This is a genomic window from Streptomyces sp. NPDC060232 (assembly GCF_042726555.1).
In the GTDB taxonomy this organism is placed as follows: domain Bacteria; phylum Actinomycetota; class Actinomycetes; order Streptomycetales; family Streptomycetaceae; genus Streptomyces.
The window spans coordinates 79,850-106,354 of sequence record NZ_JBHXAG010000009.1; the positions used below are offsets into that span (position 1 = coordinate 79,850).

Sequence of the window (26,505 nt, forward strand, 5' to 3'; positions counted from 1 at the left end):
CACCGGGGCGTGTCCTGTGCACAGTTGCCGCCGCTGGGGGCGGCGGTACGACAGACACGATGTGGGAGAGATCAACATGGGCATGAAGCGCGCAACCACCTTCGCCGCGGCCGCCGTCGCCGTCGTCCTGGCGGCCAGCGCCTGCGGCCCGTCGGACTACAAGGCTTCGGACTCGACGCAGCCCGCCGGAGCCGCAGCCGAGGCCGCCCCGGCGGCGGCCGGCCCGGGCAACCAGCCCGGCGGCCAGCTGGCGGCATCCGTCACCGAGCAGCTCGGCTCCGTCCTCACCGACAGCGCGGGCCTGACGCTCTACCGCTTCGACAAGGACACCGCGAAGCCCCCGAAGTCGAACTGCGAGGGGGACTGCGCGAAGACCTGGCCGGTGGTCGCGGCCGGTGACGTCACCGCCGCCTCGGGCATGGACCCCTCGCTGCTCGGCGAGGTGGCGCGCGGCGACGGCACGAAGCAGCTGACGGTGGCGGGCTGGCCCGTGTACCGCTTCAACAAGGACGCCAAGCCGGGTGACATCAAGGGGCAGGGCGTCGGCGGGGTGTGGTTCGCGTTCGGCCCGGACGGCAAGAAGGCGGCGAAGGGGGCCCCGGCCGAGGCCGCCCCGGCGCCCGCCGCCTCTGCCGCCCCGGGGGAGGCCGCCCCGGCGGAGGCACCCCCGGCGCAGGCGGCGGAGGGCCTGTCCGTGGCGAAGGACCCGAAGCTGGGCGAGCACATCGTCGACGGCAAGGGGATGACCGTCTACCGCTTCAAGAAGGACTCTGCCTGGCCGATGGTCTCCAACTGCGTGGGCGACTGCGTGGCCAAGTGGCCGGTCGTGCCCCCGGTGGACAAGGCGAACGCCAAGGGCATCACGCAGAAGAACTACCTCGTCCTGGACCGCCCGGACGGCAAGAAGCAGCAGACCGTCGACTGCTGGCCCGTCTACACCTTCTCGGGTGACAAGAAGCCCGGTGACACCAACGGACAGGGCGTGGGCGGCACCTGGTACGCCGTCTCCCCCGACGGCAAGCTGATCACCGTCCAGTAGCCCGTCCGGTCCCCCGACCCCCCACCACGGTCCGCGCGGCCCCTGCCCCACCTCCCCCCGGGCAGGGGCCGCGCCCCGTTCCGCCCCTCGGGAGTGCGCCGGGCACCCCCTAAACTCGGCGGCATGCTGCGAGTGCTCGCTGTCGACGACGAGAAGCCGCTCCTGGAGGAACTCCTCTACCTGCTGCGCTCGGACCCCCGCGTGCGCAGCGCGGAAGGCGCCTCGGACGCAACCGAGGCGCTGCGCCGGGTCACACGGGCGCTGGAGTCCGGGCCGGACGGGCCCGACGGCATCGACGTGGTGTTCCTCGACATCCACATGGCCGGTCTGACCGGGCTGGACATCGCCCGGCTGCTGACCGGGTTCGCGCGGCCGCCGCTGATCGTGTTCGTCACCGCCCACGAGGGGTTCGCCGTACAGGCCTTCGACCTCAAAGCCGTGGACTACGTACTCAAGCCGGTGCGGCCGGAGCGGCTGGCGGAGGCCGTCCGGCGGGCCTGCGCACAGCTGGGCCGGCCCGAGCAGGTGCCGGCGGCCGCCGCGACCGCGTCGGGCCCGCCCGCCGTGGTCGCGGCGCCACGGCCGGCCCCGGAGACGGCCGTCGCCGACCGGGGCCCGGAACATATCGCGGTCGAACTGGGCGGCGTGACCCGCTTCGTGGCGATCGCCGACATCGCCTACGTCGAGGCGCAGGGCGACTACGCCCGCCTGCACACCGACGGGGGCAGCCATCTGGTGCGGATCCCGCTGTCCACGCTGGAGGAGCGGTGGGGGGCGCGCGGGTTCGTGCGGATCCACCGACGTCATCTGGTGGCGCTGGCCCGGATCGACGAGCTCCGGCTGGACTCCGGCAGCACCACCGTCCGGGTGGGGGCGGCCGAACTCCAGGTGAGCCGCAGGCATGCGCGGGAGCTGCGCGACCTGTTGATGCGGCAGGCGACCGGCTGAAACCGGTCGCCGGATGGCCCCGTACGGCCCCTTCGGGCGACCGCCGGGCGCGGGGCGGATGCCGTTCGCCGCGCCGGGAGGGGCGTACGGCGATCCACGGGAGCCGCCTGCCGCACCGGTGTCGGGAACGGGCCGCCGATGCCGTCACCGCTGCGTATCGTGGATCTTCCCGGCGCGGGAGGAGCGAGATGTCCGAGGTCCAGGCGCTGGTCGACACCCTGAGCGGGCTGCCGCGCAGGCGTCCGGCGGGGCCCGCCGAGGCCGAGGTGCTGCTCGCCCTGCTGCGCAGCGCGGCCGCCCGCTGGGCGGACATCCTGTACGAGGCCGGCGAGGGCGTCCGCGATCAGGTCCCGCCGCGCGCGGAGGCGGCGTTGACGCTGGCCTTCCGGCGGGCGGAGGAGTCGTACGTGGAGCTGGAGATCGCCCTGCGCGACTGCGCCGAGCACCGCGGCCCGGCCGTCTGAGCGGTGGCGGACCCGCGGGGTCCGAATCGCGCCTGTCGCCCGGTCGGGGGCGTGCGTAGACTCCGGTCACCCCGCCTCACCCCGCCCCCCGGCCGAAGGACCGCCCCGGTGAACCAGACGTACGCGCTGACCGCGGTCGCCGTCGTCGTCCTGGCCACGCTGCTGGTCGGCGCCCTGGGCCTGCGGATATCCCGGACCACCTCCGACTTCTACGTGGCCTCGCGCACGGTGGGGCCGCGGCTGAACGCGGCGGCCATCAGCGGGGAGTACCTCTCCGCGGCGTCCTTCCTCGGGGTGGCCGGGCTGGTGCTGCTCCAGGGGCCGGGGATGCTCTGGTACCCGGTGGGCTACACCGCCGGGTACGTGGTGCTGCTGGTGCTGGTGGCGGCTCCGCTGCGGCGCTCCGGCGCGTACACGCTGCCCGATTTCGCGGAGGCGCGGCTGGAGTCCCGGGCGGTACGCCGGATCGCGGTGCTGTTCGTGGTCGGGGTCGGCTGGCTGTACCTGCTGCCGCAGTTGCAGGGGGCCGGGCTGACCCTGGAGATCCTCACCGGGGCTCCGCACTGGGTGGGCGGGCTGGTCGTCGCCTGTGTGGTGAGCGTCGCGGTGGCCGCCGGGGGGATGCGCAGCATCACCTTCGTGCAGGCCTTCCAGTACTGGCTCAAGCTCACCGCCCTGCTGGTCCCGGCGTTCTTCCTGATCGCCGCATGGGCCGGGGACGGAGCGCCGCGGGCCGCCTTCGACGCCCCGGCGGTCTTCCGGGAGCGCACGTCGGTGACGCTCGCGCAGGACGTGCGGCTGTCGGTGAAGGAGCCGCTCGCGGTGACGGTGACCGGGCAGGTCGACGGGCGCAGCCATGTGTCGGTGCCGCTGGTGCTGGCCGCCGGCGAGCATTCCGTACGGGCCCGCACGCGGCTGGAGTTCGCCCCGGACGCGCCGGTGCCGGACGCCCGGGCGGAGCCGGGGGCGGGGGTGGGCACGTGGTCGGAGCCGCCGTCCGGGGAGCTGCGGGAGTACCGGCTGTACGCCACGTACGGGCTGATCCTGGCGACGTTCCTCGGGACGATGGGGCTGCCGCACGTCGCGGTGCGGTTCTACACCAGCCCCGACGGGCGGGCGGCGCGGCGGACGACGCTGGTGGTGCTGGGGCTGGTCGGCGTCTTCTACCTGCTCCCGCCGGTGTACGGGGCGCTGGGCCGGATCTACGCCCCCGAGCTGGCGCTGACGGGTGACGCGGACGCGGCGGTGCTGGTGCTGCCCGAGCGGATGCTGGGCGGGCTGCTGGGCGAGTTGCTGGGGGCACTGCTGGCCGGGGGCGCCTTCGCGGCGTTCCTGTCGACGGCGTCGGGGCTGACCATGGCGGTGGCCGGGGTGCTGCACCAGGACGTGCTGCCGAAGTGCGGGGTGCGCAGTTTCCGCTGGGCGGCGCTGGTGGCGATCCTGGTGCCGCTGGGCGGGGGCGCGGCGGCCACGGAGGTGCCGGTGGCGGATGCGGTGGGGCTGGCGTTCGCCGTGTCGGCCTCGTCGTTCTGCCCGCTGCTGGTGCTGGGGATCTGGTGGCGCGGGCTGACCCCGCAGGGGGCGGTGGCCGGGCTGGTCACCGGCGGCGGGGCGGCGCTGGGCGCGGTGCTGGCGACGCGGGCCGGGCTGGCTCCGTCGGGCTGGACGCACACGGTGCTGTCCTGGCCGGCGGTGTGGTCGGTACCGCTCGGGTTCCTGACGATGGTGGCGGTGTCGCTGGCCACCAGGGCCCGGATTCCGGCCGGGGCGGCGGCCACGCTGGCCCGGCTGCACCTGCCGGAGGTCGTGGCCGGGGACCGGGCGGGGGACCGGCGGTGACCGGGGCGGGGCAGGCCCTGGCCGCCGTGCTGGCGGTGGTGGGTGCGGCCGTGATGCTGGGCGCCGGCTGGGTGGCGGGGCGCTGGCACGCGCGCCGCGGGGAGCGCCTGGTGGGCCTGGACCTGGGGACCCCGGTGGAGCGGGCCACCTTCCACACGCTGCACACGGCTTCGCTGGCCGCTCCCCCGCTGCGCGCCGGGCTGACCGAGGACGCTGCCCGCAAGGCCGCCCGGCGGCTGCGGTCGCTGCTGGGGACGGAGGCGTTGTGCCTGACGGACCGGGATGTGGTGCTGGCGTGGGACGGCCCGGGCGCCGACCACCACCAGCGGCGGGCGATGGCCCGGGTGGCGGTGATGCTGGAGTCCGGGCGCAGCCAGAGCGTGCGGACCGGGTGCCAGCGGCCCGACTGTCCGCTGAAGTGGGCGGTGTTCGCGCCGCTGACCGGCGAGGACGGGGTGCTGGGCGCGCTGGTGGCGTACGGGTCTCGGGAGTCGGCGGTGCTGGTGCGGGCGGCGACGGAGGTGGCGCGGTGGGTGTCGGTGCAGTTGGAGCTGTCCGAGCTGGACCGCTCGCGGACCCGGCTGATGGAGGCGGAGATCAAGGCGCTGCGGGCGCAGATCTCACCGCACTTCATCTTCAACTCGCTGGCCGCGATTGCGTCGTTCGTGCGGACCGATCCGGAGCGGGCGCGGGAACTGCTGCTGGAGTTCGCGGACTTCACGCGGTATTCCTTCCGGCGGCACGGGGACTTCACCACGCTCGCGGAGGAGTTGCGTTCCATCCAGCAGTATCTGGCGCTGGCGGGGGCCCGGTTCGGTGACCGGCTGAAGGTGACGTTGCAGGTGGCGCCGGAGGTGCTGCCGGTGGCGCTGCCGTTCCTGTGTCTGCAGCCGCTGGTGGAGAACGCCGTCAAGCACGGCCTGGAGGACTCCACGAAGGAGTGCCGGGTCACGATCACGGCGCAGGACGCGGGCCCCGACGCGGTGATCACCGTCGAGGACAACGGGGTCGGGATGGATCCGGCCCTGCTGCGCCGGATCCTGGCCGGGGAGCGCGGGGCGGCCTCGACGGGGGTCGGGCTGCCCAACGTCGACGAGCGGATCCGGCAGGTGTACGGGGACGCGTACGGCCCGGTGATGGAGACGGGGATCGGCGCCGGCATGAAGGTGACGGTACGGATCCCCAAGTACCGGGCGGGTGTGCACAGTTCGCCGTCGGGGCCGGTCCTGCCGCCGCGGCCGTGAACGCCCGTGGCCCCCGGGTCCGTCCGTGGTGGACGGACCCGGAAGCGCTCGTACTGGACGTACGTGGCTTTCGGCCGGTGCGGCGAGAGTGCGTGTCGGACGTCGCGACGGGACGAACGTCGCCTGACGCGGCACTAGGTCCTGTCTGGAGTTCCGGCGCGGGAGAAGGAGCGGCGTCTGGTGCCGTCGGATCCAAGGCGGAGGAGGGAGTCGACGCGGAGCGTCGGCGACTGACGACAACGCCCGAAGCGGCGGTGCCGGACGCCGCAACGCCGCGGGGGAACTCCAGACAGGGACTAGCTCCAGCTGGCGTGGAGCGGCTTGCCCTCGGCGTAGCCGGCGGCGGACTGGATGCCGACCACGGCCTTCTCCTCGAACTCCGCGAGGGAGCCGGCACCGGCGTAGGTGCAGGAGGAGCGGACGCCCGCGATGATCGAGTCGATCAGGTCCTCGACGCCCGGGCGGGCCGGGTCGAGGAACATGCGCGAGGTGGAGATGCCCTCCTCGAACAGGCCCTTGCGGGCACGGTCGTACGCCGACTCCTCGCTCGTGCGGTTCTGCACCGCGCGGGCGGAGGCCATGCCGAAGGACTCCTTGTAGAGGTGGCCCTCGGCGGACTGCTGGAGGTCACCCGGGGACTCGTACGTCCCGGCGAACCAGGAGCCGATCATGACGTTGGAGGCACCGGCGGCCAGCGCCATCGCCACGTCGCGCGGGTGACGGACGCCGCCGTCGGCCCAGACGTGCTTGCCGTACTTCTTGGCCTCGGCCGCGCACTCAAGGACCGCGGAGAACTGCGGTCGGCCGACGCCGGTCATCATGCGGGTGGTGCACATGGCGCCGGGGCCCACGCCGACCTTGATGATGTCCGCGCCGGCGTCGATGAGGTCCTTGACGCCCTCGGCGGCGACGATGTTGCCGGCCACGATCGGGACCTGCGGGTCCAGGGCGCGGACGGCCTTGATCGCGTTGATCATCGACTCCTGGTGGCCGTGCGCCGTGTCGATGACGAGCGTGTCCACGCCCGCGTCGAGCAGCTGCTTGGCCTTGGCCGCGAAGTCGCCGTTGATGCCGACGGCGGCCGCGATGCGCAGCTTGCCGTTCGCGTCGGTGGCGGGGGTGTAGAGGGTCGCGCGCAGGGCGCCCTTGCGGGTGAGGATGCCGACGAGCTTGCCGTCCGCGTCGACGGCCGGGGCCAGCTTGCGGTGGCCGGCGTCGAGCTTGTTGAAGGCCTCGCGGGGGGCGATGTCGGCGTCGATGAGCAGCAGCTCCCTCGACATGACCTCGGAGAGCTGGGTGAAGCGGTCGACGCCGGACAGGTCGTGCTCGGTGACGACGCCGACCGGGCGGCCCTCGCCGTCGACGACGACGCCGGCGCCGTGGGCGCGCTTGGGCAGGAGGGACAGCGCGTCGGCGACGGTCTGGGTGGGCGCCAGCGTGATCGGGGTGTCGAGCACGAGGTGGCGGGTCTTCACCCAGGAGATGACGTCGGTGACGACCTCGATGGGGATGTCCTGGGGGATGACCACGATGCCGCCGCGGCGGGCGACGGTCTCGGCCATCCGGCGGCCGGCGATGGCGGTCATGTTCGCCACGACCAGGGGAATGGTGGTGCCGGTCCCGTCGGGCGAGGAGAGGTCGACGCCCTGGCGGGAACCGACCGCGGAGCGGCTCGGCACCATGAACACGTCGTCGTACGTCAGGTCGTACGGCGGCTTCAGGTCATTGAGGAAACGCACGTGCTGAACATCCCAGTCAATCGGAGGTGCCTCGACAGGGTGCAGCCGAGGAAACGCACGTACTTCATTCTCCCACGCCCCGGCGTTCATGCCGCCCGGGCCGAACGTCCAAAGCGGTCCGGACCGGGTGGTGGTTTCCTACGGGACCCTGGCCCCGCGGGGGTGCGGCAGGCCGTTGCCACAAGGGGCGGGATGCACCGGTCCGGGTCACAGTGGAGGGGTCTGGACGGGTCCCGGCGTGTCCGGGCCGAGCAAGCATGGAGGATCCATGGCGGCGACGACGCGGGACGAGGCACCCATCGCGGTGGAGGGCGGCGGGCTGGAGGTGCGGGTGCAGGAGATCGGCGGCGACCTGACCGTCGGGTTCTTCCGGCTCCCGAAGGGCACCGATCTCACGGAGGCGCTCAAGGGGCTTCCCGACGACATGTGCCCGTGCCCGCACTGGGGCTACCTCCTCAAGGGCCGCCTGCTGATGCGGACCGGGGACGGGGAGGAGGTGTACGAGGAGGGGCAGGCCTTCTACTGGGGTCCGGGGCACATCCCCGTGGCGCTCGCCGACACGGAGTACGTCGACTTCTCCCCGACCGCCGAGTTCCACCGCGTGGTGGAGCACGTCAGGGGCGGGGCGGGCTGAGGACGGCCGCGGGGCGGCTGGCGGGCGCGGGGCGGTGGTGGATGGGTGCGGCGCCGCCGGTCAGCGGGAGCGCCGTGCCGCCGTGCCGGAAGGCCGTGAACTCGGCGGCGATGGCCAGGGCGGTCTCCTCGGGGGTGGCGCCGCCGAGGTCGAGGCCGATGGGTGAGCGCAGCCGGGCCAGGGCGGCGTCCGTCACCCCTTCCTCGCGCAGCCGTCCGGCGCGCTCGGCGTGGGTGCGCCGTGATCCCATGGCGCCCACGTAGCCCAGCGGCAGCCGCAGGGCCAGCTCCAGCAGCGGTACGTCGAACTTCGCGTCGTGGGTGAGTACACAGACGGCGGTACGGGAGTCCAGCCGGCCCGCCTCCCACTGCGCGGCCAGGTGCCGGTGCGGCCAGTCGACGACCACCTCGTCGGCTTCGGGGAAGCGCGCCGGGGTCGCGAAGACGGGGCGGGCGTCGCACACGGTGACCCGGTGGCCCAGGAAGGCGCCGATCCGGGCCAGGGCGGCGGCGAAGTCGATGGCCCCGTAGACGATCAGCCGGGGCGGTTCCGCGGCGGACTCGACGAGCAGGGTCAGGGGCTCTTCGCACAGCCCGCCCGCGGTGCCGAGCTCGACGGTGCCGGTGCGCCCGGTGAGCAGCAGGGCGCGGGCCCGGCCGGCGGCGGCCCGGTCGAGGGCGGGGCCGCCGCCGAGGCCGCCCTCGTAGGAGCCGTCGGCGTGGACGGCGAGCGCCCGGCCGACCTGGCGCGGGGGGCCGCAGACCACGCGGGCGAGCGCGGCCCGGGTGCCGTCGGCGGCGGCGTCGAGGACCGAGCCGAGGACGGGCCGGACCGGGTCGCGGCCGCGGACCGGGGTGACCAGGACGTCGAGGACGCCGCCGCAGGTCAGGCCGACGGCGAATGCGTCGTCGTCGCTGTAGCCGAAGCGGTGCAGGCCGCCCCGCCCGGAGGTGATCGCGTCGAGGCAGAGCTCGTGGACGGCGGACTCCACGCAGCCTCCGGACAGGGAGCCGAGCGCGGTGCCCCGGTCGTCGACGGCGAGTGAGGCGCCGGGGCCGCGTGGTGCGCTGCCGCTGACGGCGACGACGGTGGCCAGGGCGAATTCGCGGCGTGCGGCGCACCACACGCGTAGCTCTTCGGCGATGTCGAGCATCAGCGGATGTATTCGCGGCGCGGGGTCTGTCCGGGCAGGTGCGGGTGCGGCGGCAGCACTGCGGGGGTGGCCGGGCGGGCTGCGGCGGAGCGGGGTGCGAGGGTGGCCGGCCGGGTGAGGGCGGCGGGGCGTGCGGGGCCGGGGTGGCGGTCGTGGGCGTGGGGGCGTGCGCCGAGGAGTTTCGCGGCGTGGGCGACGCTCGCCAGGGTGGCGTGGTGGTGCCAGCCGCGGAAGGAGCGGCCTTCGAAGTCTCGGATGCCGACCGGTTCGCAGGTCTCGGTGAAGTCCAGGGAGACCCGGTCGGTGAGTTTGGCGAGCAGGAAGAGCTGGGCGAGCGGCCGGTCCCCGATGTTGGTGATCCAGAACTCGGAGGGCAGCAGGGCCGCTTCGCTCCAGGCTCCGAGGAGCAGCAGCGGGGTGGGTGAGATGGGTGCGGGGCGGTCCTCGCAGGGGGTGGCGACGATGGGGGCCGAGGTCAGCAGGGTCACCGCTCCTTCGGCCCGGCCGTGCCGGGTCCATTCGACGACGCGGCGCTGGGAGCGCAGGGAGTCGATGAGTTCGCGTGCGGGGGCGGTGTGCGGGCCGGGTTTGTGGCGGCCCGCACCGCCGAAGGAGACGGGCAGCGAGCCGTCGACCTTGAAGACGAAGGGGATGTCCTGGAGGGTGAAGGAGTCGATGCTCTGCGGCAGATCGCAGTTGGCGACCTCCATCACCACGGGCCGGCGCTGGAGTTGCCAGGTGGCGGCCATCCGCTGGACGGCGTGTACGGCGTCCTGGGCGGGGGTGAGGGAGCGGGCGGTGTCCGGGATGCCGGCCTGCCTGCGGCGCATGAGTTCGCTGGTCCAGGGTCCGGGAAGGGTGAGGGTCCACTCGACGGGGAAGCTGGCCTCGCTGGAGGCGAGCCAGATCCCGCTGGCCTGCTGGCAGTTGGCGGTGCGGCCGAGCTGGGGGACGAACTGCCGGCCGACGCCGACCGAGCGGTCGCCGGCCTTCTCTATGACCATGGGCTGGAGCACCCAGGCCAGGGGGCGCTGCGCGGTGCGTTCGAGGTGCTGGGCGAGGGAGCGCCGCACGGGCGTCCAGTCCCAGGGGGACTTGCTGATGAACTGCTGCAGGCTCTGCTCGACGGAACTCGCTCCGGTTCCGGCGATGTTACGGATTGTTTTCTTCCCATTGGTCCGCACGAGGCCGTTCAGATAAACACGGGCCCAGTTTCGCTGGTCCCGCCGGGGTAAGGACTCAAAGAGAAGAGAGATCATGACATCGATCAATTCGCAGGCTTCCTTGACGGAATCCTCCGGCAGGACTGCGCGAGCCATCTGGGCCTCCCCCGCGACCAGCTAGATCCGATACCCTACGTGACCGCGGAGAACGGCCGTAGGCCCCTGCGGCTACTTCCTGAGGTCGCTGGCAGATTCGCGCCGCTCTTCCTCTACCACGAGGGGGATGGGGATCTGGTTCGCCGCATAGTAGATCGCGATCAGGAAATGTGCGACAAGCGTGAGCGGTGCGGAGAAGAAGGCCAGGACGACCGTGCAGGGGTAGGCGATGGCACCGAGGCCGAAACGCATCCTCGTGGCCCGTGCGCCGTCCTTGTCCACCTGTTCGTGGAAGAGGTGGCCGACCCGGGTGACGTACCACCAGAAGAGCAGGAACGCGGCGGCGTAGGCCACGGTGACGAGGCTGTAGAGGACGGCCGCCGGGTTGGCGGAGCCGCCTTCGGTGAGGTGCTCGGCGAGCACGTTGGTGGTGTACGGGATCACCGAGACCACCATCAGCACCATCAGGTTCAGGAACAACAGCGGCCGGTCGACCCGCTTGAGGTGACTGAAGATGGTGTGGTGGTTCACCCACATCACGCCGATGATGAGGAAGCTCACCACATAGGCGGCGTAATGCGGCCACTGTTCACGGACTCCGTGCCAGAAGGCCGAGCCGGTTTCTTCCGGAACCTTTAATTCCAGGACGAGGATCGTGATGATGATGGCGAATACTCCGTCACTGAATGCCTCGACCCGCCCGGTTTCATTTCCCATGACCTCCCCTTTGCCGTTTCTCTACACTCGCACCGTGGGCCGCACATACGGGGAGGGCGCGTTCACTCACCCTCCCCGCACACGCTACCCAGATTTCCGGTCTCAGCCGCCGAATCCGGCGGTCTGGCGCCAGATTCGGCCATCGCGGACCACGAGTGTCCCGAACGCGTGCTCCGGTTCACCGTTCAGGTTCATGATCGCCCGGTAGAAGATGGTGTCCTCGGTCTCGATGTACTCCTGCAGTTCCACCAGCGTGGGCTTCACGCTGAGATAGCCGGTGAACGTCTCGCGGACCGCTTCGATGCCCACCGAGGCGCCCTCGAAGCGCAGCAGCACCGCGTCGTCGGTGTAGTTCTTCATCACCGCCTCGATGTCCAGGGCGGCCAGCGCCTCCATCTGGCGGACGAACACCGGGTGCAGCGTGGAGATGTCGTACGTGGCCATGTCGACTCCGTTTCAGCTGGGTGTGCCCGGGGCGGGTGCGGCTCCCTGGGCGGTCTCGGGTGTTTGCGCAGGTACGCAGGACTGGGCGCGGCCGGCGAAGGGCAGCCGGACGACCATCCGGGTCTCGCCGGGCCGCGAGCGGGCGGTGAGCGACCCGTGGTGCCGCTGGGTCACGATGCGGTAGCTGAGGTGCAGCCCCAGGCCCGTGCCCTTGCCCACGTCCTTGGTCGTGTAGAAGGGTTCGAAGATCCGCGGCAGGACTTCCGCGGGAATGCCGCGGCCGGTGTCGGTGACCTCCACGACCAGGCACACGCCCTCGGACCGGGCGCTCAGCGTCAGTACGCCGGAGCCCTCCATGGCCTCGACGGCGTTGTCGACCAGGTTGGTCCACACCTGGTTCAACTCGCTCGGATAGCCCGTCAGTTCGGGCAGGTCCGGCTCGTACGCACGCACGATGCTGATGCCGTCGAGCTTGGCACGCAGCACGACCAGCGTGTTCTCCAGTCCCTCGGTCACCGGGAAGCGCTGCTCGGGCGCCCGGTCGAGATTGGCGTAATCCCGGGTGGCGGAGACGAGCTGGGAGATCCTGGGACCCGCGGCCCGCAGCTCGGCGGCGAGCGAGCGGGTCTCCAGCAGCGCCGCCAGGTGGTCGAGCGCGCACGCGAGGGACTCCTTGCCGATGTCCTGCGTCCGCCGCAGCAGCCAGTCCAGTTCCAGTCCGAGGTCGGAAACGCCCGAGCCGAGCAGGCCGGACCGTTCGGCGCCGGCTCCTTCGGCCCAGTCGGCGATCTCCTCCTCCGCGTCGGCCTGGGCCAGCGGGTCGGTGGTGGCCGGCGGCGGCAGCGTGTCCAGTTCCGCGGCGAGCCGGTCGAGGACCGAGCGCTCGGCGGGGCCGGCGGCCGCTCCCCAGTCCTGGGCGGTCCGGGTGAGCCGGTCCAGGGCGGGCGCCAGTTCCTGCGCGGCCCGGGCGACGGCGGCCGCCGGGTTGTTCAGCTCGTGCGCGAGCCCGGCGGCGAGTGTGCCGAGCGCCTCCACGGTGGCCCGTTTGCGGGCCTGCACCTCGGAGGACTTGATGCGCCAGGCCAGGACGGGGATCAGTACGGCGGCCACCCCGTGGCAACGCGTGAGCATCTCAAAGAAGACCGCCTTGGGGTAGGCCACCACGGTGGTCGACGGGCCGCTCGCGGCGGCCGTGGCCACGTACGCGCCGTCCGTCAGCAGCGGCAGTTCGCCGGTGAACCGGTGGGCGGCCGCAGGCTTGCCGTCGTGGCCCTCGGAGGCGGCGCCCTCCTCCTCGGTGGAGTGCCGGGTGAGGACCTCCTCCCGGCCGTCGACGATTTTGGTGACGACGAGCCCGCCCGAGAGCAGGACGTGGAAGCCGGTGGCCTCCTCTCCGTCCCGGAAGAGGACCTCCCCGTCGGAGAGGACCTGCGGCCGGGAGACCGAGACCAGCCAGTCCAGCTGCTCCTCGGTGATCCCCGCGAAGACCTCCAGCCCGCGCAGGGCGGAGCGCAGCTCCGGTGCGGTCATGTCCGGGGTGTTCATGCGGTGCTCCCCTCGGCCTTGGTACGGGCGGCCAGGCGCAGGGTGGCCAGCAGGGCCACCGCGCACACCGCGGCGACGGCGGCCATGAAGCCGACCGAGGTGCGGTGCAGGCCGTGGATGTTGGTCAGCATCCCGGCGAGTACGGCCGGCACACTCATCGCGAGGTACGCGAAGACGTACACGGCGGCGGTCAGTTCTCCCCGGTGGGCCGGTTCGGCGAGCCCGCTCAGCGCCCGGAAGGCGCCGAGGAAGGCGGCTCCCCAGCCGCTGCCGAGGACGGCCGTGGCCACCAGGAACACGGTGGCCGAGCCCAGTGCCAGCGCGAGCAGCACCAGCGCGAGTCCGGTGAGCAGGCCGAGCAGTCCGATGACTGCGGTGCGCAGTGCCCCGGTGTGGCCCAGCATGAGCTGGGCGGCGGTGGCGGCGCCGGCGAGCAGTGCGACCGTGGCGCCGCCGACGAGGTAGTTGGCGGACTGCAGCAGGGACAGGGCCAGGTGCGGGCCGAGCGAGAGGTAGAAGCCGCCCACGGACCAGACGGCCACGATGGTCAGGACGAGGACGGCGAAGGGGCCCCGGGCGCCTGCCGGGACGTGGATCCGGTGCGGGAAGACCCGCAGCCTGGCGCCGGCGTCGGCGCCGGGAGCGCTCTCTCGCATGCGGACGACGCCCACCAGGGTGACGGCGAAGGCCCCGATGAGCAGCAGATAGCTGAGGACGGTCGGTGCGGGCGCGTACTGGACGAGCAGTCCGGCCCCGATCCCGCCGAGCCCGATGCCCACGGTCGGGCCGGCGCTGTTGACCTGGGCGCCGAGTGCGGGACGTGCGGCGGGGCTGAGTTCCAGCAGGGCCGCGCCCATCGCACCGGTGGCGAGGCCCACGGCGAGCCCCTGCACGGCGCGGGCGGCGAGGAGCAGTCCGAGCCCCTGGGCTCCGGCGAAGAGGGCCATCGAGACGATCGCCAGGACCAGTGCGGCGCCCAGGACCGGGCGCCGGCCCAGGGTGTCGGAGAGGGAGCCGAAGAGCAGCAGCCCGGCCAGCACGGTGACGGCGTACAGGGCGAAGACCACCGTGATCGTGCCGGAGGACAGGTCCCACTTCTGCTGGTAGAGCACGTAGAGGGCGGAGGGCACGGAGGAGGAGAGCATCAGCAGCACGAGGACGGCGGCCGCCACCCAGAAGCCGGAGCCTCTGGGTGCACTGGCCGCGCGGGCGGCTGGGTGCACGGTCGTCCCCGTGGTCGTTTTGGACGGTTCGGCCACTGCTTCACTCAACTCCCCCGTGATGGGCTCCTGGTCGGGCCCGTGGTCGGACGGTCAGGCGAGGGCCCGCTCGGCCCTCTGCAGTGCTCGGGCGGTGAGGACCCCCGCGAGGTGGCCGAGGTATTCGGCCGAGGTGCCGCGTCCGGGGACGAACAGCTCGCGGGGTTCGGCGCGGAAGGCGGCGAGTACGGCTTCCGTGCCGTACGGGCCGCCGCGCAGCCGGTCCTCGACCCCGCGCAGGCGCAGGGGCCGGGGGGTGGCCCCGGTGACGGCGATGCGCGGCCCGTCGGAGGTGATCCGTACGGCGGCGGCGCAGACCGGGTAGCGGGTGGCGCGGTCGGCGGACTTCTCGAAGGCGGCGGCCGGGCCGGCCGCGGGCACGAGCAGCGCGGTGAGGACCTGGCCGGCGGGCGCGCTGCCGGCGGCGAACTCCTCGGCCGGGAGGGTGGTGCGGCCGCCCGGGCCGGCCAGTTCGACGAGGGCGTCGGCGGCGATGGCGGCGGCCGGCAGGTCGGTGGGCCGCCCGGCTGCGGCCAGGTTGCCGCCGACGGTGCCGAGGTTGCGGACCTGCGGGTCACCGTTGGAGCGGGCCGCGGCGGCCAGTTCCGGCGCCTCGGCGAGCACCAGCGGGTCGGCAGCGAGGTCGGCGAGCGTGGTGAGGGCGCCGATGCGCAAGCGCCGGCCGTCCGGAGTGCGGGTGGTGCCGCGCAGCTCGGCGAGCTGCCGGATGTCGACGAGCAGGCGGGCGCTGTCGGCTCCGGCGCGCAGGTCGGGCAGCAGGCTCTGGCCGCCGGCGAGCACCCGGGCGCCGCGGGTCCCGGCCAGGAGGGCCAGTGCCTCGTCGAGGCGGGCGGGGCGGGCGTAGTCGAACTCGGTGAGGATCACCGGGATTCCCCTCTCAGGCGGCGCCAGACCTTCTCGGGGGTGAGCGGCATGTCGATGTGCCGGACGCCCAGGTCGCAGAGGGCGTCGACGACGGCGTTGACGACGGCGGCAGCGGGCGGGACGGTGGCGATCTCGCCCGCTCCCTTGGCTCCGAGCGGGTTGTGCGGGCTGGGCGTGACGGTCTTGTCGAGCGCGAAGAAGGGCACGTCGGCGGCGCGCGGCAGGGCGTAGTGGCCGAGGTCGGCGCTGACCAGCCGGCCGTTCTCGTCGTATTCGGCGGCCTCCATGAGGGCCTGGCCCAGGCCGTGCACGATGCTGCCCTCGATCTGCCCCTGGACGATCTTCGGGTTGCCGATGTTCCCGGCGTCGTCGACGGCGGTGTAGGCGACGACCTCGCTCTCGCCGGTCAGTTCGTCGATCTCGACGACGGCGACGTGCGTGCCGAAGGGGTAGTTGAAGTCCGGCGGGTCGAAGTGGGTGGTCTCGTCCAGCGCCGGCTCGATCTCCGGGGGCAGCCCCCAGCCGTACCACATGGCCATGGCCAGTTCGGCGAGGGTCTTGGCGTTCTGGGGGTTGCCCTCCTCGTGGATCCCGCCGCGCTCGTAGACGACCCTGTCCTCGGGCACGCCCAGGAAGACGGCCCCGGCCCTGACCAGCTTGGTCTTGAGCTTGCGGGCGGTGAGGGCCACCGCCGGCGCCGCCATGCTGTAGGAGCGGGAGCCGTAGGTGCCCTGTCCGTACGGGGCCTTCTGCGTGTCGCCCTCGTGGACCTGGACGGTCGCGGGGTCGATGCCGAGCTCGTCCGCGCAGACCTGGGCGAAGACCGTCCCGTGGCTCTGGCCGGTGGAGGCGGAGCCGACGGTGACGGTGACCTCTCCGGTGGGGTGGACGCGGATGTTGGCGCTCTCCCAGGTGCCGCCGAGCATGCCCTCCTGCGACATCCGGGTGGAGGGGCCGACGCCGCAGATCGCGACGTAGGTGGCGATGCCGACGCCGAGGCGCTTGCCGCGGGTGCGGGCCTCGGCCTTGCGCGCGGGCATGTCGGCGTAGCCGGCCAGCTCGATCGCCTTGTCGAAGTTCAGCCGGTAGTCACCTGAGTCGTAGGTCCAGCCGAGGCCGTTGTCGTAGGGGAACTTCTCCTTCGGCACCAGGTTCCTGCGCCGCACCTGCGCCGGGTCCATGCCGATCTCGCTGGCGTACCGGTCGACGAGCCGCTCCATGAGGAAGGCGGCCTCGGCGCGTCCGCTGCCGCGCTGGGCGCCCAGCGGGACGGTGTTGGTGAAGGCGGCGTACACCTCGCAGAAGGCGGCGTCGATGTCGTACATGCCGCTGATGGAGCGGCCCATCAGGGCGGTGGCGACGCCGGGGCCGATGGTCGAGGGGTACGCGCCGAGGTTGGCGTGGCTGGTGCAGCGCACAGCGGTGATACGGCCGTCGCGGGTGCCGGCGAGGGTGACGTGCTGGCGGTGGTCGCGGCCCTGGACGGTGGAGTTCATCAGCCCGGTGCGGGTGTCCACCCATTTCACGGGCCGGCCGAGCGCCTTGGAGAGCAGCAGGACCAGGGGCATGTCGGGGTACAGGTAGCCCTTGGTGCCGAAGCTGCCGCCGACGGTCGGGGCGATCACCCGGAGCTTGTTGAAGGGGATGCCGAGGACCAGTGCGGCGAGCAGGAAGCGGTGGTTGTGCGGGCCCTGCGTGGAGGCGTAGAGGGTGTACTCGCCGGTGGCGGGGTCGTAGTCGCCGACCGCGCCGCGCGGCTCGATGGGGCTGTTGATGGTGCGCTGGTTGACCAGGTCGAGTTCGACGGTGACCTCGGCTGCGGCGATGGCCGCGTCGGTGCGGTCCTTGTCGCCGCAGGTCCAGTAGGCGTTGAGGTTGCCCGGGACGGCTTCGTGGAGCTGGGGCGCGCCGTCGGCGAGGGCCTCGTCGGCGCGGGTGACGACGGGCAGCGGCTCGTACTCGACGGCGATGGCGGCCAGCGCCGCGGCGGCCTGCCGGGGGGTCTCGGCGACGACCACGGCGATGGGGTCGCCGACGTGGCGGACGGTGTCGCCGGTCAGCACCGGGCGGGCGCCGGGAAGTCCGTAGGGGTGCGGCGGGAAGTGGCTCTCGACCCCGCCGGGGATCCAGATGCAGGGCAGCGGCATGACGTGGGTGAAGTCGGCGGCGGTGGCCACCTTGAGCACTCCGGGCAGTTGCTCGGCCGCCTTGGTCTCGATGGACAGGATCTTCGCGTGGGCCACCGGGCTGCCCAGGATGGCCATGTGCGCGGTGCCCGGCAGGTCGATGTCCGCGACGTACGTGGCCTCGCCGCGCAGGAGCTGCGGGTCCTCGCGGCTGTCCAGCGGCTGTCCGAGTACGCCGCCCCGGTCGGCCGGGGCCTCCCCCGTCACTGTGGTCATGTCCCTCACACCTCCGGTGCGGCTGCGGTGGATGCGGCGGAGCCGGCGGGGACCTCGTCGCGGGTGGCGGCGCAGGCGCGCTGCACCCCCCGTACGACGCTGTGGTAGCCGGTGCAGCGGCACAGGTTGCCGGTGAGCCACTCACGGATCTCGGGCTCGGTGGGGGCCGGGCCGCCGGCGGTGGCGTCGACGAGCTCGCCGAGGGCCATGACCATGCCCGGGGCGCAGAAGCCGCACTGGGTGCCGTGCTCGCGGCGCAGGGCCTCCTGGAGGCCGGACAGTTCCCCGCCCCGGGTGGTGACGCCCTCGATGGTGGCCACCTCGGCGCCGGCGGCGGAGGCGGTGAGGACCAGGCAGCTCTTGACGGACCGGCCGTCGAGGCGGACCACGCAGGAGCCGCACTGGCCGGTGTCGCAGCCGACCTTGGTTCCGGTCAGGCCGAGGCCGTCGCGGAGCCGTTCGACGAGCAGTTCGTTCGGCTGCGCCGAGAACTGCTCAGGTCTTCCGTTCACGTTCAGTGTGATATCCATGCCAGCGCCTGCGCTTCCGTGAGTGGCCGGTTGAAAAGGGGCCCGCCGGGCTGCTGGAGAATTCCCCCGGAGTGCAGCGGGCCGGTGTCGACGGGGGCGAATCCGAGATCCGTGATGATTCCCGCGACGATTTCCTTCGCTTTCACGTCGTCGCCCGCGGTGAAATGTGCCAGGCGCTCTCCGGGTGCGGTTCCGGCGACGGCGAGGGTTTCGAAATGCATGGTGTTCAGTGATTTCACGACCTGGGCGTCCGGGTACCACTCGGCGACCAGGTCGCTGGAGCCGCGCCCGCCGAGGTCGGCGGGGGCGCCGGGGCCGCCGAAGGCGTTCGTCGCGTCCACCAGCACCCTGTCCTGCACGGCGTGCGGCGGGAGCAGTCCGCGGACGCGTTCGAAGGGCACCATCAGCACCAGGAGTTCGGCCTGGGCGGCGGGCGCGGCGGGGGGGGGCGCCCCCCCCCGCCCCCCCCCCCCGGCCCCCCCCGGGGGGGGGGGGGGGGGGCGGGCCGGGGGGGGGGCGCCCCCCGCGCCCCCCGGCCCCAGCTCGGCCACCAGCGGGCCGAGGGTCTGCGGGCCCCGGGCGCCTGCGAGGACCACCTGGTGGCCCGCCGCCACGAGGATCCTCGCGAGGACCGTGCCGATACGCCCGGTGCCGATGACGGCTGTACGCATTGACGCTCCTGGGAAAGGGGGGTGTCTCAGTCCATGCCGATCCAGACCGACTTGGTCTGGGTGTAGCTCTCCAGGGACTCGGGCCCGCATTCGCGGCCGAATCCGGAGGCCTTGTAGCCGCCGTAGGGCACCGCCGGGTCGTACTGGTTGTAGCAGTTGACCCAGACCGTGCCGGCCTTGATCTGTGAGGCGACGCGGTGGGCGCGGCGCAGGTCCTTGGTGTGGACGCCGGCGGCGAGGCCGTATGCGCTGTCGTTGGCGATGCGCACGGCGTCCTCCTCCGTGTCGAAGGGGATGATCGACAGGACCGGGCCGAAGATCTCCTCCTGGGCGATGCGCATCCCGTTGTCGACGCCGGTGAACACGGTCGGCAGGAAGTACAGGCCTTCGGCGGAGGCTCCCTCGGGGGTCCACCCGGTGCCGCCGGTGCGCAGGACCGCGCCCTCCTTCTCGCCGACCTCGATGTAGGAGCTGACCTTGTCGAACTGGGCGCGGTGGGCCAGGGGCCCGAAGAGGGTGGCCGGGTCGCGCGGGTCGCCGGGCTTGAGGGCGGCGGCCCGGCGCACGAGGCGTTCCACCAGTTCGTCGTGGACGGGGCGCTGGAGGAGCAGCCGGGATCCAGCGGTGCAGATCTCGCCCTTGTTGTAGTAGATGCCGAAGAAGGCGAGTTCCTCGGCGGCGTCGAGGTCGGCGTCGGCGAAGACGATGTTGGCGGACTTGCCGCCGAGTTCCATCGTCACCTTCTTCAGGGTGCCGGCCGCCCTGCGGATGATCGACTGGCCGACCACGGTGGAACCGGTGAAGGCGATCTTGTCGATGTCGGGGTGGCCGGTGAGCGTCTCGCCCAGCTCCACGCCGGGGCCGGTGACCACGTTCAGCACCCCGTCGGGGATCTCCGCCTCCTGGAACAGCTCGGCGATCTTCAGTGCGGTGAGCGGGGTGGCCGGGGAGGGCTTGTGGACGACCGTGTTGCCCGCCGCCAGGGCCGGTGCGATCTTCGTCATCGACAGCAGCAGCGGGAAGTTGAACGGGGTGATCGCGCAGACCACGCCCAGCGGTTCGCGCAGGGTGTAGGCGAGCTGCCCGCCGGCCGGGGCGCGCGAGGAGCCGTCGACGCGGGTCACGGCCCCGGCGTAGTAGTGCATGAGCTGGGCGGCCATGGGGGCGTCGACCGTGCTGGAGAAGGCGAACGGCTTACCCATGTCCAGGGTCTCCAGCAGGGCGATCTCCTCCAGGTCGCGCTCGATGAGCTCACCGACCCGGTTCAGCCGCAGCGCCCGCTCCTGGGCGGACAGTCTGCTCCACGGACCTTCCTCGTACGCCGTGCGGGCGGCGGCGACGGCCGCGTCCGCGTCGGCCGCGGCGGCCTGGGCGACCGGCACGATCTCCTGTCCGTCCACGGGGCTGACGTCCGGTTCGGTACGGCCGTCCCGGGCGGGGACCCATGTGCCGCCGATGAACAGTTTCCCGGGGTTGGCGAGGGGCGGGCCGCTCAGCTCACGCTTGGTCATGGCTGCCTTCCGGTGTCGGATGCGGGGCGGGCGGGGGTGGGGGTGTCCCCTCAGCCCTTCGCGAGCTGGCTCAAGAACGTCTGCGCGAGGGCCTTGGAGGAGTACGGGTTCTGGCCGGTCGTCAGCTTGCGGTCGACGACCACGTGCGAGCCCCAGATCGCGGCGGCCTTCTCGTAGCGGGCGCCGAGCCGGGTGAGTTCGACCTCAAGGATCAGCGGGAGCCGGCCGGCCATGTTGGTGACCAGTTCCTCGTCGTGGGAGAAGGCCGTCATCCGGTAGCCCTCGAAGGGCCAGCGGCCTTCGCCGTCGCGCAGCGCGAGCAGCGAGGTGTGGCCGTGGCAGACCGTGGCGAGGGGCTTGTCCTGGGCGATGACCCAGCGCAGGATCTGGGCGAGTTCGTCGGACTTGGGCAGGTCGCCGATCGCACCGTGGCCGCCGCTGACGTAGACGCCGTCGTAGTCGGCGACGTCCTTCTCGGTGAGGGACTCCAGGGCCAGGGGGGCCTTCAGCTGGGGGGTGTTCTCGATGACCCGGACGTACTCGGCCGCGCTGGCCGCGTCCTCGTCGGGTGAACCCTGGGGCCGGACCCACCGGAGGAACTGCGGGTCGACGCTCGTCGGGTCGACCGTGGGCGGGCGGCCCGCGATCGTCGCCACGTCCACGTCGTGGCCGGCGGCCTTGAAGAGCGAAAAGGGAACGACGAATTCCTCTGCCCAGAATCCCGAGGGATGCTGTTCGCCGTCCAGCAGGTGCAGGGTCGCCTTGGCCGTCATGACGACGAGAATCTTCATGATTCTCTCCTTGTTCTGGATTCGCTGCCGATTCAACACGCCCCCCGCAGGGGGCGTAAGGGGGTGGCGTCAGGCCCGCGATACTTCGTCACGTGCGTCCAACGCCGAGATGATGGTGCGGAATTCACCGACCAGGGGGTGGTCGGGACGGGCTTCTGCAAATATGCGCTCTCCGTGCAGGGAGGCCATTTCCGGTGCGTAGGGCAGGATTCCGGCCACGGGTGCGCCGTAGACCTCCTCGGAGCGCCGCCGGGCCGCGTCCCGGTCGATGCCCGTGGGTGCCATGCTCAGCACCAGGGTCCGCCGGCAGGCCAGGCGCCCGGCGAGGGCGATGGTCTCCTCGACCCCGGAGAGGTCGATCCGGTCGGCCCGGGCGAGGATCATCAGTACGTCGGCGCTCGCCATCGCGGTCACCGACTCGTTGTTGAGCCCGGCGTGCGTGTCGAGCAGCAGCACGTCCAGGGCGTAGTGCTCGGCCAGCCGGTCGAAGCCCTCCGGCAGCAGGCCCACGTCGTAGCCGCCGGCCATGAGCTCCCGCAGGGCCGCCGTCCCGGTCCGGGCCGGTACGACGTACAGCCCGGGCACGCCGGCCGGCTGGGCGGCGGCCTCGATCTCGCAGCGGCCGAGCAGGTAGTCGGCCAGGGAGGGTCCGGGGCCGAGCCGGAACAGCAGGTCCAGGGTGGGTGACTGGATGTCGGTGTCCACCACCCCCACCCGGCGCCCCCCGGCCGCGATGAGCAGCGCGAGGTTGGCCAGTACCGAGGACTTGCCGGTGCCGCCGCGATGCGAGTGCACCACGATGGTGCGGGCCATCTAGGCCACCACCCGATGGCCGGTGCCGTCCGCGTACGGCCCCCGCGCCGTACGCGGACGGTGCAGGGCGAGCATGGTGACGTCGTCGTGCTGTTCGGCGGTGCCGGTGTGTTCGCGCACCGCCAGGTCCATCCGGTCGACGACGTCCTTGCCGCTCACCGGCGGGCCGGCGAGCAGTTGCAGCATCCGTTCGTCGCCGAGGAAGCTGCCGTTGGGGCAGCGGGCCTCGGGCACTCCGTCGGTGAACACGAAGAGGGTGTCGCCCGGGTCCAGCTGGGCGTAGCCGAGGGTGTAGACGCAGTCGGGCAGGACCCCGACGGCCGGTCCGGTGATGTCCAGGGCGGCGGGCGGGCCGCCGCCGGCAGGCAGCAGCAGGGGCGGGTTGTGGCCGCCGTTGATGTAGACGAGGCTGCCGGTGAGCGGGTCCAGCACCCCGAAGAAGAGGGTGGCGAAGTAGCCCTGCCGCAGGTGGTTCCTCGTGAGGTAGCCGTTGGTGGCGGTGACCGCGTTGAGCAGCGGGGTGGCGCCGACCACCGGGATCCGCCGGCTGCCGCCGGCCCGTCCGGCGGCGACCAGGTGCTGGAGTCCGCTGTTCTGTGCGGTGTGCCGGAGCAGGGAGCGGATGAGCGCCATGAAGAGCGCGGCGCCCACCCCCTTGTCGCAGACGTCGGCGACGACGAAGGCCAGGCGGCGGCCGCGGGAGATCTCGAAGACGTCGTAGAAGTCCCCGGCGACCTGCCGGGCGGGCCGGAAGCGCACGTCGATCTCCCAGCCCGCGGGTATGGGAAGTGATTCGGGCAGGAAGCCCGCCTGGATCTCCCGGCCGATCTCCAGTTCCTTCTCGTAGCCCATGAGTTCGGCGCGGGCGTCGGCCTCGCGCAGGGTGCGGCCGAGTCCGGCGCGCTCCGAGCAACTGTGCAGCCGTGCTCCGACGAGGGCGGGGAGGAAGGGTGGTACGAGGTAGTCGTGGCCGATCCGGACGTGTTCCTCCAGGGCGGCGAACTCCGTCACGGTCCAGACGACCACGATGGGGGCCCCGGCCCAGCGGCGCAGCCGGCGTACGGCCGTCCGTACGGCGTCCCCGTCGGACTCGGCCGGGGCGAGCAGCACGTCCGCGACGGGCAGCAGCTCCAGGGGGCCCTCGCGCAGCTCCGTCAGCGTGCGGGTGAGGAGTGACGCGCCCATCGTCCGCAGGGCGTGGAGCAGTTGCGGCGGGGGTGACGGGTGCGCGTCGAGGATGATCACGGTCGTGGAGGGCATGGGTCCGTCCCCTCAGCCTTCACAGTCAGCGTGCTGGTGTTGCGGCCGTCCCTGTGCGCGTAGGCGAACTCGTCCACGCTGGTCAGGGCCAGGTGGATGCCGAGGCCGCCGATCCGCCGGTCCTGCGGGGGAACCCCGGGGCAGGGCGGCAGGCGGCCCGCGACAGGGTCGAAGGCGGGGGCGGAGTCCTCGATGGTGATCTGCACCCCGCCGGGGCCGGAGCGGCCGCGGACGGTGATCCGTCCGTCGCCGCCCCGGTACCCGTGCATCACGATGTTCGTGGCCAGTTCGTCGACGGCCAGCCGGAGCCGGTAGGTGGCGCGTCTGCCGAGCCCCGCCCGTCCGGCCAGCCGCAGGACGAACGCGGCGATGTCACCCAGGGCCCCGACCGTCGCGGGCACCTCCAGTACGACGGGCGTTCTCGCCAGCTCGGCCATGTCAGTCACGGTCGTCACTCATCGGAGAGGACGATGCTGCGGTCGAGGCCGGCCGTCCGGATGGTCCGGCAGACGGGCTCGATGGCACCGACCACCTTGATGGTGACGTTGTCGGCGACCTTCTGCCGGGCGAAGACCAGGGAGCGCAGTCCGGCGCTGGCCATGTAGCCGACGTCGGCCATCCTGATCTCGACGGTGGTGCTGCCGTGGCCGGCGGCCTTCTCGATGGTCTGGTGGAAGTCCGGCGCGGTCTCGGCGTCCAGCTCGCCCGCCAGTTCGATCACGGTGGTGTCGCCCTTGATGCTCAGGGACACGGAAAGCGGCATGTCGGGTCTCCTTCGGTCAGGGCGTGTCGGATTCGTCGGGGTCGTTGGTGCGGCCCACCAGGATGACCACGGAACGCGGGCCGATCAGGTACTTGCCGGCGTTGTCCAGCTCCGGCTCGGTGCCCGGGGTGCGGATGTCGTGCGGCGCCTCGGCCGCGGTGTCGGCGAACAGGTGCCAGCTGCGTCCGCCGGGCAGGGCGGGCAGTTCGAGGTCGTGCGACTCCCAGTGCGCGTTCATGGCCACGTACACCACGTCGTCGTCCCCGGCGCCGCAGCGGGCGACGGCCACCAGTCGGCTGTCCTGCGACCAGTCGGGCTGCCAGGCCCGCTCGCCGTGCCAGCTGATGTCGGGCAGGCCGAGGTGTTCGCGGACCCGTCCGGTGGGGTGGGAGGTGGAGCGCAGCTCGCGGTGGCGCCTGCGGAAGGCGATCATCTCGCGTGTGAAGCGCAGCAGTTCGGCGTTGTCGTCGACCAGGTCCCAGTCGAACCAGGACAGTTCGTTGTCCTGGCAGTACGTGTTGTTGTTGCCCTGCTGGCTCCTGCCGACCTCGTCGCCGGAGAGGAGCATCGGGATCCCCTGGCTGGTGAGGAGGATGGCGAGGGCGTTCTTCATCTGCCGGGTGCGCAGGGCGTTGACCGCCGGGTCGTCGGTGGGGCCCTCGGCGCCGCAGTTCCAGCTGTTGTTGTCGTTGGCGCCGTCGTTGTTGCCTTCGCCGTTGGCCTCGTTGTGCTTGTCGTTGTAGGAGACCAGGTCGGCGAGGGTGAAGCCGTCGTGTGCGGTCAGGAAGTTGACCGAGGCGGCGGTGCCGCGGCTGGAGTACAGGTCGGGCGAGCCCGCGATGCGGGTGGCCAGTTCTCCGGTGACTCCGGGGTCGCCTTTGAGGAAGCGGCGCACGGTGTCGCGGTACTTGCCGTTCCACTCCGCCCAGCGGCCGTACGCCGGGAAGTTGCCGACCTCGTAGAGGCCGCCGGCGTCCCAGGCCTCGGCGATGAGCTTGGTGTGCCGCAGGACCGGGTCGTAGGCGAGCAGCTCCAGGAGCGGCGGGTTGGGCAGCGGGGTGCCGTCCAGGGACCGGCCGAGGATCGCGGCGAGGTCGAAGCGGAACCCGTCGATGTGGTAGTCGGCGACCCAGTGGCGCAGGCAGTCGAGGACGAAGTTGCGTACGACGGGGTGGTTGCAGTTGACCGTGTTGCCGGTGCCGCTGAAGTTGAAGTAGTAGCCCTCCGGAGTGAGCATGTAGTAGGTGGCGTTGTCGAGCCCCTTGAAGGAGATCGTCGGCCCCTGTTCGTTGCCCTCGGCGGTGTGGTTGAAGACGACGTCGAGGATGACCTCGATGCCGGCCGCGTGCAGCTCCTTGATCAGTGTGCGGAACTCGTCGCCCTGCATGCCGTAGCGTCCGGTGGCCGCGTAGCCGGCCTTGGGCGCGAAGAAGGAGACGGTGTTGTAGCCCCAGTAGTCGAAGAGCTTCTCGCCCGTCTCCGGGTTGGAGCGCGGGTTGTCGCTCTCGTCGAACTCGAACACGGGCAGCAGTTCGATGCAGTTGACCCCGAGTTCCTTCAGGTACGGGATCTTCTCGCGCAGTCCCGCGAACGTGCCGGGCGCGGTGACCTGGGAGTTGGGGTGCCGGGTGAAGCCGCGTACGTGGGCCTCGTAGACGACGAGGTCCTCGGCGGGGATGCCCAGCGGGGTGTCGTCGCCCCAGTCGAAGTCCTGGAGGCAGACGCGGGAGCGGTACTGGTAGCCGCGGCTGTAGTCCGGCTCCACGCCCCATACGTCACGGCCGGCGATCAGCCGGGCGTAGGGGTCGGAGAGGACCTGGCGGGCGTCGAAGCGGTGGCCGGTGACCGGGTCGTAGGGGCCGTCCGCCCGGTACCCGTACTCGATGTTCTCGTGGTCGAGGCCGAAGACGGTCATGGCGAACACGCTGCCGGTGCGGAATTCCTCGGGGAACTCCAGTTCGGCCATCGGTTCGGGCTCTCCGCGCTGGTAGATGACCAGGGTCATGGAGGTGGCCTGGTCGGAGAAGACGGAGAAGCTGACCCCGCCGGGGACCACGTTGGCCCCGAAGGGGAACGGTTTGCCCGCGCGGACGCGGTAGCCGCCCACCTCGTGGGTCGGGTACGCGTCGACGCGCAGGACCTGCTCGGACCGGGTCTCGCTCATCGCGCGGCCTTGGCCTTGGCGGCGGCCGCGGCCGCCTCGCCGGTCTCGAAGAAGTCGAGGAAGCCGGTGGCCGACATGACGAACCGGACTTCCTCGCTCACCCCGTACAGGGTGACGGCCACGCCGTGGTGCTGGGCCTCGCGGTAGACGACGAGCAGGGTGCGCAGGCCCGCGCTGGAGACGTACGTCACCGCGGTGAGGTCGATCCGCAGCGGCTTGCCCTCGCGGACCAGCGGCAGCAGGGACTTCAGCAGCGTGCCGGATGTCTCGCTGTTGATCTCACCGGTGGCGACGAGCACGGTGCCCGTCTTGTTCCGGCGTTCTTTGACGTTGAGAGTCATTGCATTCCCCTCTGGTTGGGGCGCCCCCCG

At 72.2% G+C, this 26,505-nt stretch carries 25 protein-coding genes and 1 pseudogene; 6 read left to right on the plus strand and 20 right to left on the minus strand.

From position 1 onward, the window contains the following. The first annotated feature begins 76 nt into the window (after positions 1 to 76). The 5 genes from ACFWFZ_RS15335 to ACFWFZ_RS15355 all read left to right on the plus strand — a co-directional run bounded on the left by ACFWFZ_RS15335 (position 77) and on the right by ACFWFZ_RS15355 (position 5,534). Positions 77 to 1,039: an SCO0930 family lipoprotein gene (locus ACFWFZ_RS15335; protein ID WP_387122198.1), complete on the plus strand. Its 963-nt coding sequence runs from the start codon at positions 77 to 79 to the stop codon at positions 1,037 to 1,039. Positions 1,040 to 1,162: 123 nt separating this feature from the next. Continuing rightward, a complete protein-coding gene (locus ACFWFZ_RS15340) occupies positions 1,163 to 1,987 on the plus strand; it encodes a LytR/AlgR family response regulator transcription factor (protein ID WP_387122201.1) in 825 nt (274 codons plus the stop codon). A 188-nt stretch (positions 1,988 to 2,175) separates the two neighbouring features. Further along, a complete protein-coding gene (locus ACFWFZ_RS15345; RefSeq protein ID WP_387122203.1) occupies positions 2,176 to 2,451 on the plus strand; it encodes a hypothetical protein in 276 nt (91 codons plus the stop codon). A gap of 108 nt (positions 2,452 to 2,559) precedes the next feature. Beyond that, complete coding sequence (locus tag ACFWFZ_RS15350) at positions 2,560 to 4,290, plus strand: cation acetate symporter (RefSeq protein WP_387122206.1); 1,731 nt, start codon at positions 2,560 to 2,562, stop codon at positions 4,288 to 4,290. After that, a complete protein-coding gene (locus tag ACFWFZ_RS15355; RefSeq protein WP_387122209.1) occupies positions 4,287 to 5,534 on the plus strand; it encodes a histidine kinase in 1,248 nt (415 codons plus the stop codon). Before ACFWFZ_RS15350 ends, ACFWFZ_RS15355 begins: the two co-directional genes overlap by 4 nt. Positions 5,535 to 5,830: 296 nt before the next feature. On the opposite strand, the gene ACFWFZ_RS15360 is transcribed toward ACFWFZ_RS15355, so the two are convergent. Continuing rightward, positions 5,831 to 7,273, minus strand: coding sequence for a GuaB1 family IMP dehydrogenase-related protein (locus ACFWFZ_RS15360; RefSeq protein ID WP_387122212.1), 1,443 nt, complete (start codon positions 7,271 to 7,273; stop codon positions 5,831 to 5,833). Between the two features lie 268 nt (positions 7,274 to 7,541). Here ACFWFZ_RS15360 and ACFWFZ_RS15365 point away from each other — a divergent pair, with 268 nt between their 5' ends. Further along, positions 7,542 to 7,907: a hypothetical protein gene (locus ACFWFZ_RS15365; RefSeq protein WP_387122215.1), complete on the plus strand. Its 366-nt coding sequence runs from the start codon at positions 7,542 to 7,544 to the stop codon at positions 7,905 to 7,907. On the opposite strand, the gene ACFWFZ_RS15370 is transcribed toward ACFWFZ_RS15365, so the two are convergent. The 19 genes and pseudogenes from ACFWFZ_RS15370 to ACFWFZ_RS15460 form a co-directional block, all read right to left on the minus strand. Further along, positions 7,888 to 9,060: an XdhC family protein gene (locus tag ACFWFZ_RS15370; RefSeq protein WP_387122218.1), complete on the minus strand. Its 1,173-nt coding sequence runs from the start codon at positions 9,058 to 9,060 to the stop codon at positions 7,888 to 7,890. The two genes, ACFWFZ_RS15365 and ACFWFZ_RS15370, sit on opposite strands and share 20 nt — an antisense overlap. Then, on the minus strand, positions 9,060 to 10,379 hold the full coding sequence (locus ACFWFZ_RS15375; protein WP_387122221.1) for an IS701 family transposase: 1,320 nt from the start codon (positions 10,377 to 10,379) through the stop codon (positions 9,060 to 9,062). The genes ACFWFZ_RS15370 and ACFWFZ_RS15375 overlap by 1 nt, the downstream gene beginning before the upstream one ends. 72 nt (positions 10,380 to 10,451) lie before the next feature. Beyond that, complete coding sequence (locus tag ACFWFZ_RS15380) at positions 10,452 to 11,096, minus strand: TMEM175 family protein (RefSeq protein ID WP_387122224.1); 645 nt, start codon at positions 11,094 to 11,096, stop codon at positions 10,452 to 10,454. Positions 11,097 to 11,198: 102 nt separating this feature from the next. Further along, positions 11,199 to 11,540 (minus strand): nuclear transport factor 2 family protein, encoded by a 342-nt coding sequence (locus ACFWFZ_RS15385; RefSeq protein WP_387122227.1) that lies wholly within the window; start codon positions 11,538 to 11,540, stop codon positions 11,199 to 11,201. 12 nt (positions 11,541 to 11,552) lie between these two features. Next, positions 11,553 to 13,085: an ATP-binding protein gene (locus tag ACFWFZ_RS15390; protein ID WP_387122230.1), complete on the minus strand. Its 1,533-nt coding sequence runs from the start codon at positions 13,083 to 13,085 to the stop codon at positions 11,553 to 11,555. After that, a complete protein-coding gene (locus ACFWFZ_RS15395; RefSeq protein ID WP_387122233.1) occupies positions 13,082 to 14,308 on the minus strand; it encodes an MFS transporter in 1,227 nt (408 codons plus the stop codon). Before ACFWFZ_RS15395 ends, ACFWFZ_RS15390 begins: the two co-directional genes overlap by 4 nt. Positions 14,309 to 14,398: 90 nt before the next feature. Next, a complete protein-coding gene (locus ACFWFZ_RS15400) occupies positions 14,399 to 15,229 on the minus strand; it encodes an FAD binding domain-containing protein (RefSeq protein WP_387122236.1) in 831 nt (276 codons plus the stop codon). Next, positions 15,226 to 17,631: a xanthine dehydrogenase family protein molybdopterin-binding subunit gene (locus ACFWFZ_RS15405; RefSeq protein WP_387122239.1), complete on the minus strand. Its 2,406-nt coding sequence runs from the start codon at positions 17,629 to 17,631 to the stop codon at positions 15,226 to 15,228. The genes ACFWFZ_RS15400 and ACFWFZ_RS15405 overlap by 4 nt, the downstream gene beginning before the upstream one ends. Before the next feature lie 5 nt (positions 17,632 to 17,636). Then, on the minus strand, positions 17,637 to 18,143 hold the full coding sequence (locus ACFWFZ_RS15410; RefSeq protein ID WP_387122242.1) for a (2Fe-2S)-binding protein: 507 nt from the start codon (positions 18,141 to 18,143) through the stop codon (positions 17,637 to 17,639). Positions 18,144 to 18,145: 2 nt separating this feature from the next. Continuing rightward, a complete protein-coding gene (locus tag ACFWFZ_RS15415; RefSeq protein WP_387122691.1) occupies positions 18,146 to 18,502 on the minus strand; it encodes an NADPH-dependent F420 reductase in 357 nt (118 codons plus the stop codon). A 45-nt stretch (positions 18,503 to 18,547) separates the two neighbouring features. Next, positions 18,548 to 18,922 (minus strand): annotated as a pseudogene (locus ACFWFZ_RS15420) (NAD(P)-binding domain-containing protein); the annotation flags it as partial. After that, positions 18,859 to 20,343: an aldehyde dehydrogenase family protein gene (locus ACFWFZ_RS15425; protein ID WP_387122245.1), complete on the minus strand. Its 1,485-nt coding sequence runs from the start codon at positions 20,341 to 20,343 to the stop codon at positions 18,859 to 18,861. The pseudogene ACFWFZ_RS15420 and the gene ACFWFZ_RS15425, both read right to left, overlap by 64 nt. 50 nt (positions 20,344 to 20,393) lie before the next feature. After that, positions 20,394 to 21,134 carry a type 1 glutamine amidotransferase domain-containing protein gene (locus ACFWFZ_RS15430; protein ID WP_387122247.1) on the minus strand — a complete coding sequence of 247 codons (741 nt, stop codon included), beginning with the start codon at positions 21,132 to 21,134 and terminating at the stop codon, positions 20,394 to 20,396. A 69-nt stretch (positions 21,135 to 21,203) separates the two neighbouring features. Continuing rightward, entirely contained in the window at positions 21,204 to 21,947 is a 744-nt protein-coding gene (locus ACFWFZ_RS15435; RefSeq protein WP_387122249.1) for an AAA family ATPase, read from the minus strand. Then, entirely contained in the window at positions 21,948 to 23,207 is a 1,260-nt protein-coding gene (locus ACFWFZ_RS15440; RefSeq protein WP_387122252.1) for a PP2C family protein-serine/threonine phosphatase, read from the minus strand. After that, the gene (locus ACFWFZ_RS15445; protein WP_387122254.1) at positions 23,189 to 23,662 is read right to left on the minus strand and encodes an ATP-binding protein; all 474 of its coding nucleotides are present in this window, start codon (positions 23,660 to 23,662) and stop codon (positions 23,189 to 23,191) included. The genes ACFWFZ_RS15440 and ACFWFZ_RS15445 overlap by 19 nt, the downstream gene beginning before the upstream one ends. Beyond that, positions 23,659 to 23,970, minus strand: a complete 312-nt coding sequence (locus tag ACFWFZ_RS15450) for an STAS domain-containing protein (RefSeq protein WP_387122257.1) — start codon at positions 23,968 to 23,970, stop codon at positions 23,659 to 23,661. Before ACFWFZ_RS15450 ends, ACFWFZ_RS15445 begins: the two co-directional genes overlap by 4 nt. Positions 23,971 to 23,986: 16 nt before the next feature. Beyond that, a complete protein-coding gene (gene glgX / locus ACFWFZ_RS15455; protein ID WP_387122260.1) occupies positions 23,987 to 26,134 on the minus strand; it encodes a glycogen debranching protein GlgX in 2,148 nt (715 codons plus the stop codon). Continuing rightward, entirely contained in the window at positions 26,131 to 26,475 is a 345-nt protein-coding gene (locus ACFWFZ_RS15460) for an STAS domain-containing protein (RefSeq protein WP_387122263.1), read from the minus strand. Before ACFWFZ_RS15460 ends, glgX begins: the two co-directional genes overlap by 4 nt. Positions 26,476 to 26,505 lie beyond the last annotated feature (30 nt).